The organism is Lichenicola cladoniae (assembly GCF_013201075.1).
Taxonomy (GTDB): Bacteria; Pseudomonadota; Alphaproteobacteria; order Acetobacterales; family Acetobacteraceae; genus Lichenicola; species Lichenicola cladoniae.
This window is the reverse complement of sequence record NZ_CP053708.1, coordinates 3353446-3365848: the sequence shown is the minus strand read 5'-3', so window position 1 is coordinate 3365848 and position 12403 is coordinate 3353446. Positions and strand designations below refer to the sequence as shown.

Below are 12403 nucleotides of genomic sequence, written 5' to 3'. Positions count from 1 at the left end.
GAGAAATGCAACGTGTTTCAGGCCGCCAGCTTGGTGGCAAGTGCCGCGACGTGGGCGCCGAGGAAGCGTGCGCCATCGAGCTCGTTCTGGCTCACCTGCCTGGAACCGTCGGCACCGGCGAGTGTGCTGGCACCGTAAGGGGTGCCGCCGCTGACCTCGTCGAGCCTGAGCTGGCCCTGGAACGAATAGGGCAGGCCGGTGACGACCAGGCCATGGTGCATGAGGTTGGTCAGGATCGAGAGCAGCGTGGTCTCCTGGCCGCCATGCTGGCTGGCGGTCGAGGTGAAGGCGGCGCCGACCTTGCCGATCAACGCGCCCTTGGCCCAAAGCCCGCCGGTGCGGTCGAAGAAGTTCGCCATCTGCGCCGACATCCGGCCGTAGCGGGTGCCGGTGCCGACGATGATCGCATCGTAATTCACCAGCTCGTCCGGCTCGGCGATCGGGGCGCTCTGGTCCAGCTTGAAGTGGCTCGACTTTGCGACCTCTTCCGGCACCAGCTCGGGCACGCGCTTGATGTCGACGTCGGCACCGGCGGTCCGCGCGCCCTCGGCGATCGCTCCGGCCATCGTCTCGATATGGCCATAGCTCGAATAGTAGAGAACCAGGATCTTGCTCATGCTCGTTGCTCCTTGGTGTGTTGTCAGGGGATCGGAAATGATGTCAGGAGGCGTCCACGAGGATGATTTCGGCATCGTCGATCGCGGTGATCCTGAGGCTGGCCTCGCCCTGGACCGCGACGCCGTCCCGCGCTTCCGCACGGACCCCGTTCACCTCGATCGTCCCGGTGGCGGGCACCAGGTAGATGTGGCGGGTGCCCTCGGCCGCATACTCCACGCTCTCTCCTGCCTTGAGGGTGGCGCCGGATACGCGGGCGTCGGCCCGGATCGGCAACGCGTCCGCATCCTGCTCGAACCCGCTCGCGAGCGTCACGAAGCGTCCGGCGCGGGCATCGCGGGGAAACGGCCGCGCACCCCAGCTCGGCTCGCCACCCTGGCGGTCGGGCATGATCCAGATCTGGAAGATGCGGGTCAGGCCGGGCTCGTCGTTGGCTTCCGAGTGCCGGATGCCGCTGCCCGCACTCATCACCTGAACGTCGCCCGCCTCGGTCCGGCCGCTGTTGCCCAGGCTGTCCTTGTGGGTGATCGCTCCTTCGCGGATATAGGTGATGATCTCCATGTCCCGGTGCGGATGGGCCGGGAAGCCGCTGCCACCGGCGATCTCGTCATCGTTCCAGACGCGCAGCGCGCCCCACTGGTTGCGCTCCGGGTCGTGGTAGCTGGCGAAGGAGAAGTGATGCTTCGCATTGAGCCAACCATGGTTGGCACCGCCAAGCGTCCGGAAAGGTCTAAGCTCGATCATCGTCGTGTTCCTCAAGGATACCCCATGGCACCCCTCGACCAGCAAGATGAGCCTTGCACGATCCGTTAAAAACAGAAACCTTCGAAAGACATCGTTTCTGAATGTGAGCCATGAGCACTCTCCCTGACCTCGAAGCCTGGGCGATTTTTGCCCGGGTCGCCGAGACCGGCTCGTTTGCCGTAGCCGCGGCCGAACTCGGCCTTTCGACCGCGACCGTCTCCAAGGCGGTCGCACGGCTGGAGCAACGGATCGGCGGTGCGTTGCTGAGTCGCACCTCGCGGCGGCTCGCCCTGACAACGCTCGGCGACGAGATCGCCACGCGGGCGCTGCGTCTGCTGACCGATGCCGAGGCGCTCGAGGCCGACATGCTGGACCGGACGGCGCAGCCGAAGGGGCTGGTGCGAATGGCGGTGCCGATGTCGTTCGGGCAGCAGCAGGTGGCGCCGTTGCTACCCGGCCTGCTGCTCCAGTATCCGCAGATCTCGATCGACCTGCACCTTGGTGACGAGGTGGTGGACCTGGTCGGTGGAGGGTTCGATTTCGCGTTGCGGATCGCGCGCCTGGAGAATTCGTCGCTCCGCGCTCGGCGGATCTGCAACGTCCGGCTCATGCTGGTCGCCTCGCCGCTCTATGTCGCGATGCACGGGCTTCCGGCGCATCCGCTCGAGCTACAGGACCGGCCATGCTTCGGCTACGCGTATCAGCCGACCGCCAATCGTTGGGCTTTTACCGCACAGGAGGGGGAGCAGGTGACAGTGCATCTTTCGGGCCCGCTTCGATCCAATAACGGCGACTCCATCAAGCCGGCGCTCCTGTCCGGGATAGGCCTGGCAGCACTGCCGGACTTCCTGATCTGGAGCGAGCTTCAGGAAGGCCGGCTGATCGAGGTCCTGCCGGATTGGGCCTTGCCGACCGTGCCACTCAGCCTGGTGACACCACCTGCATCATTGCGGCCGGCGCGGGTGACGGTAACGATGGATTTCCTGCACGACGCTCTCATCAAGGCGCCATGGGCTGCGGCACCGTCATGACAGGCTTGGGGGACCGACAATCGCCTGGACGCTGGCAAGGATATCGCTGATCTTGAAGGGCTTGTCGAAGACAGCGGCGAACAGATCACCCCTGGCACGGCCGATATGGGCCTGCGCACCGCTCATGAGTATTATCGGGGGTGCGTCGCTGCCGAGGCTTGCGCGGACTGCGTCGGCAAGTTCCAGTCCATTCATCACCGGCATCATGTAGTCGGTGATGATCAGGTCCGGATGCACCTTGCCTAGTAGGTCAAACGCTTTGCTGCCGTTGCCGGCGCGGGCGACGCGATAACCCTCATCCTCGAGTGCGAAGGCGACAACGTCCCCCACAAGGAACTCGTCATCCACCACCAGTATGGTCGTCATGCCCTGACAGCACCAGGATCAGCGATGGCCAGGAGGCTGAGCAGATCCCGACATGATGGCGGCTACTTGATCGAGTGTCTTGGTCAGAGCAACCCCCGTGTCGGTTATGACCAGTTCGCGTAACGAGGGATCGTACGCGCTGTCACGAACCTTCAGAACGGATACCACCCGCCGGAGTTCAGCCCGGAGTTCCAGGAACCGCATCAGGAGCAGATTGTCCATCACACCCGACAGCTCCGGCGTCGGTGTCTGCAGATCGCCGCCGAACAACTCGCGCATCTCCCAGCTTGCCAGCACCAGGACATCGCGAGCCCGGAGTTCGTTCATCAGGCTGGTGAAGAAGGCGACGCTCCGGCCGGGGATCGTCGCCGAGCGTGCGATGGCACTCAGGCTGTCGATGAACACCCGCTTGGCCCCGGTGGTCCGGACCGCGTCGAGCAGCCGATGACCGAGCGCATCCAGCAGCCGCTCCGTGGGCGGCTGCCAGACCAGATGCAGGGCTCCGCTCTCGACCAGCGGCTGCAATGCCATGCCAACCGACCGTGCCTTCAGCATCAGACGCGAGGGCGTCTCGTAGAGACCGAACAGAATGCCCGGTTCCTGAGGCGTGCAGCTTTGCAAGAACGCCAGGCCCATGGTCGTCTTGCCGCAGCCGGACGGGCCCAGCATCAGGGTGGACGACGCGCGCGGCAGCCCGCCTCCCACCATCTCATCCAGCGTAGGGATGCCGCTTTCGAGCCTTCCCGTCCCGCCGACGACCGAGTCCGCGATGGAGGGGTAGTTAAAAACCGCTTCGAGCCGTGGATGGATGGTGATCCCATCCGAGGTGATCTCGAGCTCGTGCAGGCCGGACAATGCGGCGCTGCCACGGGTCTTGCGGAGCTGGATGCGGCGCACCGAGCGGCTGCCGATCAGATCCTCGCCCATCTCGATGATGCCATCGACCATGGTGAGTTCGGGACTGTCTTCCCCGATCCGGGAGTTGGTCAGGAACAGCACGGTACATCCGGCAAAGCTTGCATGGGCCTGGAGCCCGGCGATGAAGCGTTTGCCGTCGAGCAGCCCCCCGTCGCGTGGCTGGATGTTGGTCATGCCGTCGACGATCAGCAGTGTGGACTTCTGCCGGCCGATCTCCCGGCGCAGCAGAGTGACCACTTCGGCAAGACCATCCGTCTCGATCGCGTCGAGTGCGCTGACGAACTGGATATTGGTGCCCACGTGCCCGGGGTCGAAGAAGCTGAGCGTGGACAGGAACTGGAACAGCCGTTCGTGGCTCTCGGCCAGAAAAGTTGCGAACAGGATTTTGTGGCCCTGCTCCGCCTGATGGAAAGCGATCTGGTTGGCAAGGATGGTCTTCCCCGAGCCGGGGCGGCCCTGGACGATGTAGGAGGAGCCGACGACCATGCCGCCACCCAGGATCAGGTCGAGACCCGGAACACCGGATTTCAGCCGTTCGAGATCGTCCATGGTGAATTCCAGATCCGCTCAGGGTCGCACGGGAGGGCCGATCCGACGAAGTATTACCGCTTCCGTCAGATCGGCCAAGCTGCCTGGTCTCAGGGGGTCGGCACCACCGGCAGCCACACGGCGCTCGCCTCGGCACCCTGATGCATGATCCGCTGCGTCGCGGTCATGTAGTCGGCGGGCTTGGCGTAGAAGATGTTGTCCACATAATGCTGCGGATTGCGGTCATAGAGCGGAAACCAGCTCGACTGGATCTGCACCATGATCCGGTGGCCGGGCAGGAACACGTGGTTGGTCGGCGGCAGGGTGAAGCGATAACGCTCGACCTGGCCGGCCGGGATCGGCGCCGGCTTGGCGAAGCTCTCCCGGTAGCGCCCGCGAAAGATGTCCATGGCGATCGGCAGCTGGTAGCCGCCCATGGTGGGGTCTGAGGGCACCGTGTCCGGAAACACGTCGATCAGCTTCACCACCCAGTCGGCATCGGTGCCGGTGGTGGCGGCGAACATGTCCGCTGCCGGCTGGCCGGAGATGCGTACCTCCTTGGTCAGCGGCGTGGTTTCGTAGGCCAGCACGTCCGGCCGGTTCGCGGCGTTGCGCTGGTCGCTGGTCAGCCAGGGTTTCCAGCGTGCGCCATCGGCGAAAGCGACCGGCTGCGACAGGTAGGGCACGGGCTTGGCGGGATCGGAGACGTAGCTGTCCGAGCCGGCATTTGCTGCCGGATGCTCGAACGAGAGCGAGAAGCCGGACTGCAGGAACAGCGGCGTCATCGGTGAGGTGCAGCCGCTGTCGCAGGCCAGCGGCCATTGTGCGAACCGGTCCCAATGGTTTTCGCCGGTATTGTAGATGAAGGCGGCCGGCACGTTGGCCTTGGGCGCGCCCGGTTTCAGATACTGGTCGAAGAACGGCCGCAGGATGTCCCGGCGATACTGGAGGGCGGTGTCGCCGTCCCAGTTCAGCCGGCCCAGGCTGGAGCCGTCATAGTTCACCTGGCTGTGCCGCCAGGGCCCCATGATCAGGACGTTGTTGCCCTCGTGGCCCTTCGCCTTCAGCGCCATCCAGCTATGGATCGCACCCCACATATCCTCTTGGTCCCACAGGCCCTGCTCCCATAGGGTCGGCACATCCGACGGGTTCGCCGCCACCATGTGATCGAGCGCCTGCCCCTGCCAGAACGCGTCGTAGGCCGGGTGCGCCGCCATCCGGCGCCAGAACGGAAACTGCTCGAGCCCGGCCGCCCTGGCGAATTCGCCGGCGGACCCGGCCTTCAGAAAGTTGGCGTAGTCGTCGTAGCCGGGGCGGGGAATTTCATCGCCCTCGCCCTTCACCGTCATCTGGCTGGGCAGGTAGTCCAAGCTCGACTGCCGGAAGGCGCCGTAATGGAACCAGTCGTCGCCCATCCAGCCATCGACCATCGGGCTCTCGGGCGATGCGACCTTCAGGGCCGGGTGCGGATGCAGCAACGCCATCACCACGGTCCAGCCCTCGTAGGAGGAGCCGGTCATGCCGACCCGGCCGTTGCTTTCCGGCAGGTTCTTCACCAGCCAGTCGATCGTGTCCCAGGCATCGGTGGTGTCGTCGGTATTGGACGGGTTCAGCGGCCCGATCGGCGGCCGCGTCATGACGTAGTCGCCGTTCGAGCCGTACTTGCCGCGCACGTCCTGGAACACGCGGATGTAGCCGCCGGCCACGAACACGTCGTCGCCTTGCGGTAGTGTGGCCAGCATCGACGGGCTGTTGCTGCGGGTGGCGCGCTTGGTGGCGTCATACGGGGTGCGGGTCAGCAGGATCGGCGCGTCATGGGCGTTCTTCGGGATGACGATGACCGTATGTAGCGTCACCCCGTCACGCATCGGGATCATCACGTCGCGCTTGAGGTAGTCGAAGCCGGATCTGGGCATGTCGACATGGGCGGGAATGTCGTTGCCGGTGGCGACCAGCAGGGGATCGGGCGCTGCTGCCAGGGCCGCAGCCGGCAACAGGAGGGCAGCCAGGAATGGAATGAGGGTCTTCCCGGTCGATCTGCGTAACGTCATTCCGCCTCCATGCCCCGGCTCATTGCGCCGTTTGAACGGTTACGGTGTCGCGTCGAGGCGATCGAGGTCAAGCGGCAGCGGGTGGTTTCCCGTTCGCTGTGTCGTGCGCTCGAAGGCGGCACCCGGACAGGGTGCCGCGCTCGAAAATGCCCCGGGATGGAGGGTCCGCATGGTCAACCCAGGTGGAACACCACCTTGACGCAGCCATCCTGCTTGTCACGAAAGGTCTTGTACAGTTCAGGACCGTCATCGAGGCTGCCGCTTCGGTGAGTGATGAGGAAGGTCGGGTCGATCGTGCCGTGCTGGATCAGCTTTGCCAGCGGTTCGATATAGCGCTTCACGTGGGTCTGGCCGCTGCGCATGGTCAGGCCCTTCTGCACGACGGCCGCCATGTTGATCGGTACCGGACCCGCATACACGCCGGGAACCGACACGATGCCACTCGGCCGCACCGCCTGGATCATCTGTTCCAGCGCATACGGACGCTGCGTCGAGGTGAGCTTCTCCTGCACCTTGCTGAGCGCGCCGAGCAGACCATGATGTCCGGAAGCCTCCATGCCTACGCAGTCGACAACCGCATCGGGACCCTCGCCGTTGGTGAGTTCCCGGAGCCGTTCCATTACGTCCTCGGTCGATGGATCGATGACGTCGGTGGCGCCGGCGATGCGTGCGAGCGACATGCGCTCGGGCACCGATTCGATGGCGATGATGCGGCCGGCCTTCATGACGGCAGCGGACTTGATGGCGAACAGGCCGACCGGCCCGGCGCCCCAGATGGCGACCGTCTCGCCGCCCTTGAGGTCGCAGTAGTCGAGCGCCTGCCAACCGGTCGGCAGGATGTCGGTCAGGAACAGCGCCTGCTCGTCCGACATGCCTTCCGGCACCTTCATCGGCGCCACGTCTGCCATCGGCACGCGCACGTATTCGGCCTGGCCGCCCGAGTAGCCGCCGGTGAGGTGCGAATAGCCGAACAGCCCGGCGGTCGCGTAGCCCTGGACCTTCGCGGCCATCGCCGCGTTACGGTTCGACCGCAGGCAGGAGGCATAATTCTGCATTTTGCACATGCGGCATTCGCCGCAATTGATGTTGAAGGGCACAATCACCCGATCGCCCTTCTTGAGCACATGGTCGGGACTGCCGACTTCCACCACTTCGCCCATGAACTCGTGCCCGAGTATGTCGCCCTGTTCCATCGTCGGCATCTGGCCGTCCATCAGGTGCAGGTCGGATCCGCAGATCGCACAGCTCGTGACCTTTATGATGACGTCGCGCCGATCCTCGATCGATGGATCGGGTACCGTCTCGCATCGGATGTCGTTCCGTCCGTTCCAGCACAACGCGCGCATGATCGCTCTCCACATTGACGATCAGCGATCAACGCCGGCTTCGTTGATCCGGGTTCAAGCCGACGCGATCACGCTTCGGCGCGTCCGGCGTCGTGTTGCATCGCGGGCGTCCGGGGTGTTGTGTCGGCGCCTGCTCGAACAGGAGACGACGATCATGGACTACAGACAACTCGGCCGATCCGGCTTCCGGGTTCCCGTGCTCAGCTTCGGAACCGGCACGTTCGGCGGCAAGGGCGAATTCTTCGAGGCCTGGGGCTCGTCGGATGTCGCAGAGGCGTCGCGTCTCGTCGATATCTGCCTGGAGGCCGGCCTGACCATGTTCGACAGCGCCGACATCTACTCGGCCGGTGCGGCGGAAGAGGTGCTGGGCGAGGCGATCAAGGGCCGTCGCGACAAGGTCCTGATCTCGACCAAGGCGACCTTCCGCTCGGGCGAGGGCGCCAACGAGGTCGGCAGCTCGCGCTTCCACCTGGTCGATGCCGTCGAGAAGGCACTGCGCCGGCTGCAGACTGATTACATCGACCTGTTCCAGCTGCACGGGTTCGACGCGATGACCCCGCAGGAGGAAACGCTTTCGGCGCTCGACGACCTCATCCGCGCCGGCAAGATCCGCTACATCGGCTGCTCCAACTTCTCCGGATGGCACCTGATGAAGTCGCTGGCGACCGCCGAGCGCTACAACCTGCCGCGCCATGTTGCGCACCAGGCGTACTACTCGCTGATCGGCCGCGACTACGAGCAGGAGCTGATGCCGCTCGGTCTCGACCAGGGCGTGAGCGCCGTGGTGTGGAGTCCGCTCGGCTGGGGTCGCCTGACCGGAAAGATCGGCCGCAACCGTCCGATCCCCGCCGGCTCGCGCCTGCACAAGACCAGCGACAAGGGTCCGCAGGTCGAGGACGAATTTCTCTACCAGGTCGTCGATGCGTTGGAGCAGGTCGGCGAGGAGGTCGGCAAGACGGTGCCGCAGGTGGCGCTCAACTGGCTGCTGCAGCGGCCGACGGTTGCCAACGTCATCGTCGGCGCCCGCAACGAGGAGCAGCTTCGCGCCAACCTCGGCGCGGTCGGCTGGAACCTGACGGCAGCCCAGGTGGCGACCCTCGACGCTGCCAGCGTCCGTCCGAAGCCGTATCCCTACTGGCACCAGGCCGGGTTCGCCGAGCGCAATCCGTCACCGGTGGCCTGACGACACTCAAGGGCCGGCTCGACCGGGCGCGTCGCCTTACGCGACGCGCTCGCCGAGCTGGCCTGCGGTCGCCAGCTTCGTCGCAGCGATGATGTCGGGCTTGCCGGAGCCCAGCAGCGGCAGCGCCGGGGCGATACGGAGTTCCGATGGCAACGCGATGTCGGGAAGGTGTGCCAGCCTGGCCTGATGCAGGAACTCCGCGCGCGTCGCATCCGGCCGGTCGGTCACCAGCAAAATGCGCTCGCCCTTGCGTGGGTCCGCCAACACCACGGCCACCGACACCGCGTCCGGCCACAATTCGCTGGCGATACGCTCGATCTGCGCCAGCGACACCATCTCGCCGGCGACCTTGGCAAAGCGGGCGGCACGGCCGCGTATCGTGACATGCCCGTCGGCCGGTGCGATCGACACGATGTCGCCGGTATCGTGCCAGCCATCGGCCGGTGTCTGCAGCCGTCCCGGCGCGTCCGGCTGCAGATAGCCCAGCATGACGTTCGGCCCGGAGACCAGCAGCCGTCCGGCCTGCTCGATGCCATCCACCGGCACCAGCCTGGTTCGCAGTCCCGGCAGGAACCGGCCCACCGTGCCGTCGCGGCTGGAGAGCGGCGTGTTCAGCGCCAGCACCGGCGCCGTCTCGGTCACGCCGTAGCCTTCGAGGATACGCAGGCCGAACTTCTCGTTCCAGATCCGCCGGGTCCAGGCGGTGACCGGTTCGGCACCGGCCACCACCAGCCGCAACGTGCGGAAATCGGTCGCATGCGCGGTGCGGGCATAGCCGGACAGAAAGCTGTTGGTGCCGAACATCGCGGTGGCGCCGATCGCCGAGGCGATCGCCGGGATGGTGCGGTAGTCGAGCGGCGACGGGTAGAGATACACCGGGATGCCGTGCACCAGCGGCAGCATCATGCCGCCGGTAAGGCCGAAGGCGTGGAACACCGGCAGTACGTTCAGCACCTTGTCGGCGGGGCCGAAATCGATCCGCGATCCGACCTGGGCGATGTTGGCGAGGATGTTGCGGTGGCTGAGCACCACGCCCTTGGGCGTGCCGGAGGTGCCCGACGTCATCAGCACGATTGCGGCCGCATCCGGGTCGCCGCCCGCCACCAGCGGCCGGCCGCGTTGCAGCAGGCCGCGCAGCCGGTCCGGAAACCCGACCGGAAGATCCTCCAGGTAGAGGATGTCGACCCGTCCCGAGAGCGCCTCGATCACCGGTCCGATCCTTGCCTTGTCGACCAGCCGGCGGGAGGTGGCCAGCGTGGTGAAACCGGTTGCGTCGATCGCCGCCTGCAAGGCGGCAAGGCCGGCGCGTGGGTTCAGCAGCACCGGCACGATACCGGCGGAGGCGAGCCCCAGGATCGAGGCCGCGGCGGCATTGGCATTCGGCAGCATCAGCCCGATGCGCCGGTCCGTACTCGCATAGGGTTCGAGCTTGCGCCCCAACACGGCGGCACCGGCCAGCAGCTTGCGATAGCTGAGCGTGCCGCGAATCGGATCCTGCACCGCGATCCGGCTCATGCCATGGATGCGTGCGGCACGCGCCACCGCCTCGAACAGGGTGAGGCCGGTTTCGGTGGTTGCCAGCAGCATGTCGGACAGCGTGTCCTGTAGTGCCCGGCCCGCCGCCTCCCGGCGCATCCGGCCGGTCAGGCCCGGGCGGATCTCCAGCCGCCGCGCCGGCAGCACCGTCAGCCGCACATGCGGGAACCAGCGGCGACGCACCTGCGCCCGGTTCAGCCGCGAGAATATCGTCGCCTCCAGGCCTTCGATCCGGACCGGCACGATCGTCGCACCGGCCTTGTCGGCGGCCATCGCGGCGCCGTCCTGCACCCGCATGATCGCACCGGTGGTGGTGATGCGGCCTTCCGGGAAAATCACCGCGGGGCGTCCGGACCGGATCTGCTCGATCATCCGGCGCATCGATAGCGGGTGAGCGGCATCGACCGGCACCGCTTCCACGACGCGCAGGAACGGTCGCACCCACCAGAGCCGGCTGACGCCGCCGTCGATCGCGAACAGCGGCCGGTCCATGACCGCGAACATCAGGGCTGCATCGAGCCAGCTGACATGGTTCGGCGTGACGATGACCGGGGCATGTGTCGCACCGTCGATCGACAGCCGCTTTCCGGGAAGGTTCTCCGCACCCCGAAGCTCGACCCGGTAGAACAGCCGGAACAGCAGCCAGACGAACTCGGCCGCCGGGTTCGGGCTCAGCCGGACCAGCATCACGAGCCCGGCCAGGACGCTGGCCACGCCGGCGATCCCCAGCAGGGCGGGCTCGGTCATCCCGGCTTTCTGCCCGGCGATCAGCAGCAGCGCGGTCAGGGCCATGCCGAGGGCGGACAGCACATTCTGGCCGGCGACCGCACGGGCCCGGCGGTCCGGTGCGGCATAGGCCTGGACCGCGGCCAGCGTCGGCACTGCCATTAGGCCGCCGCCGGCCGCTGCGAGAAACAGGTCCGCCAGCACATGCCCGAGCGCCGGATCGACATGATGCACGCCGGTCACTGACACGAGACCGAGGTCGAGCAGGGCAAGCCCGGTCAGCAGCGCGCCGGGAACCGCGATCAGCAGGATGATGCGCCCGCCGCTCAGGAAAGAGGCGAGGCCGGAGCCGACGGCGATGCCCGCGGCAAACACGCATAGGCAGAGCGAGACCAGGGCCGGGCTGCCATCCATCCGGCCGTGCACCAGCCCCGGCATCAGCGACAGCACCGTGCTTCCCACCATCCAGAACCAGGCATTGGCCAGCGACGCGCGACGGATCGGCCGGTTGCCGAGCCCGCGCAGCAGCGAGATGGTGGAGCCGACGATGTTGGGATTGGGACGCAGTGCCGGAGCCTCGCGCGGCGTATGCGGGATCAGCCGCGACGAGGCCCATGCCAGCAGGGTGGCCGCGACCAGGGCCAGCCCGACCGCGATCCGCGCCGGTGCCTCGAGCCCTCCTGCGGTATCGAGCATCAGGCCGCTGGCGAGTGCCCCGGCCAGGATCGCACCGAACGTCGCGGCCTCGATCAGCGCATTGGCGCCGGGCAGCCGGCCCGGTTCGAACTGGTCCGGCAGGATCCCGTATTTCACCGGTCCGAACAGGGCGGACAGGATGCCGGCAGCGATCAGGCAGGCGAACAGCAGCGGCACCGATCCGAGCGCCAGGGCGACCAGTGCCGCCAGCGCTACCGGCACGTCGGCGAGCTTCAGGCGCCGGACCAGCAGCGCCTTGTCGCTGCCATCCGCCAGTTCGCCGCCCAGGCCGGAGAACAGGATCGACGGCGCCACGAACGCACCGGCAGCGGCCGCCACCATCCAGCCATGGCCGCCCGCACCGGGCATCCACAAGGCCAGCAGCCCGAGCGCGTTGCGCAGGAGGTTGTCACCGAACGCGGCCATGAACTGGCACCAGAACAGCGGCGCAAAGCGGCGGGACAGCAACAGCGGCCTGCTGTCCGGGGCTGGGTGGTGACGGGGCTGGTTCACGGGTGATGTCCAAGCTTAACGGGCCGGATCATTGTGTTCCGGGGAAGGTGACCCATTGTTAGAGCAGCGCGATACCTCCGGGAATCCCGGGGCGCCGGTTCGGGACCGGTATCACGCTGCGGGAACCAGTCGGGCAGAGCCGGCTTGGGA

General features: G+C 66.6%; 9 protein-coding genes. 2 read left to right on the top strand and 7 right to left on the bottom strand.

What is annotated here, in order from left to right:
* Positions 1–17 precede the first annotated feature (17 nt).
* The gene (gene wrbA, locus HN018_RS15270; protein ID WP_171833252.1) at positions 18–617 is read right to left on the bottom strand and encodes an NAD(P)H:quinone oxidoreductase; all 600 of its coding nucleotides are present in this window, start codon (positions 615–617) and stop codon (positions 18–20) included.
* Positions 618–660: 43 nt separating this feature from the next.
* Positions 661–1359 carry a pirin family protein gene (locus HN018_RS15265; RefSeq protein WP_171833253.1) on the bottom strand — a complete coding sequence of 233 codons (699 nt, stop codon included), beginning with the start codon at positions 1357–1359 and terminating at the stop codon, positions 661–663.
* Between the two features lie 110 nt (positions 1360–1469).
* Here HN018_RS15265 and HN018_RS15260 point away from each other — a divergent pair, with 110 nt between their 5' ends.
* Positions 1470–2390, top strand: coding sequence for a LysR family transcriptional regulator (locus tag HN018_RS15260; RefSeq protein ID WP_171833254.1), 921 nt, complete (start codon positions 1470–1472; stop codon positions 2388–2390).
* Here the strand turns inward: HN018_RS15260 and HN018_RS15255 are convergent.
* The 4 genes from HN018_RS15255 to HN018_RS15240 form a co-directional block, all read right to left on the bottom strand.
* Positions 2385–2741 (bottom strand): response regulator, encoded by a 357-nt coding sequence (locus HN018_RS15255; RefSeq protein WP_239478720.1) that lies wholly within the window; start codon positions 2739–2741, stop codon positions 2385–2387. The genes HN018_RS15260 and HN018_RS15255 overlap by 6 nt on opposite strands.
* A 33-nt stretch (positions 2742–2774) precedes the next feature.
* On the bottom strand, positions 2775–4223 hold the full coding sequence (locus tag HN018_RS15250) for an ATPase domain-containing protein (RefSeq protein ID WP_171833256.1): 1449 nt from the start codon (positions 4221–4223) through the stop codon (positions 2775–2777).
* Positions 4224–4312: 89 nt separating this feature from the next.
* On the bottom strand, positions 4313–6253 hold the full coding sequence (locus tag HN018_RS15245; RefSeq protein ID WP_171833257.1) for a CocE/NonD family hydrolase: 1941 nt from the start codon (positions 6251–6253) through the stop codon (positions 4313–4315).
* A 173-nt stretch (positions 6254–6426) separates the two neighbouring features.
* Positions 6427–7599 carry a zinc-dependent alcohol dehydrogenase gene (locus tag HN018_RS15240; RefSeq protein ID WP_171833258.1) on the bottom strand — a complete coding sequence of 391 codons (1173 nt, stop codon included), beginning with the start codon at positions 7597–7599 and terminating at the stop codon, positions 6427–6429.
* A gap of 154 nt (positions 7600–7753) precedes the next feature.
* Between HN018_RS15240 and HN018_RS15235 the strand changes: the two genes are divergently transcribed.
* The gene (locus tag HN018_RS15235) at positions 7754–8782 is read left to right on the top strand and encodes an aldo/keto reductase (protein WP_171833259.1); all 1029 of its coding nucleotides are present in this window, start codon (positions 7754–7756) and stop codon (positions 8780–8782) included.
* A 36-nt stretch (positions 8783–8818) separates the two neighbouring features.
* Here HN018_RS15235 and HN018_RS15230 read toward each other — a convergent pair whose 3' ends face one another.
* Positions 8819–12253 (bottom strand): MFS transporter, encoded by a 3435-nt coding sequence (locus HN018_RS15230; RefSeq protein ID WP_239478719.1) that lies wholly within the window; start codon positions 12251–12253, stop codon positions 8819–8821.
* Positions 12254–12403: the final 150 nt, after the last annotated feature.

Coding starts and splice junctions, on each gene's coding strand:
- HN018_RS15240 (WP_171833258.1), bottom strand. CDS start 7,599: ATGCGCGCGTTGTGCTGGAACGGACGGAACGACATCCGATGCGAGACG.
- HN018_RS15235 (WP_171833259.1), top strand. CDS start 7,754: ATGGACTACAGACAACTCGGCCGATCCGGCTTCCGGGTTCCCGTGCTC.
- HN018_RS15245 (WP_171833257.1), bottom strand. CDS start 6,253: ATGACGTTACGCAGATCGACCGGGAAGACCCTCATTCCATTCCTGGCT.
- HN018_RS15260 (WP_171833254.1), top strand. CDS start 1,470: ATGAGCACTCTCCCTGACCTCGAAGCCTGGGCGATTTTTGCCCGGGTC.
- wrbA (WP_171833252.1), bottom strand. CDS start 617: ATGAGCAAGATCCTGGTTCTCTACTATTCGAGCTATGGCCATATCGAG.
- HN018_RS15265 (WP_171833253.1), bottom strand. CDS start 1,359: ATGATCGAGCTTAGACCTTTCCGGACGCTTGGCGGTGCCAACCATGGT.
- HN018_RS15250 (WP_171833256.1), bottom strand. CDS start 4,223: ATGGACGATCTCGAACGGCTGAAATCCGGTGTTCCGGGTCTCGACCTG.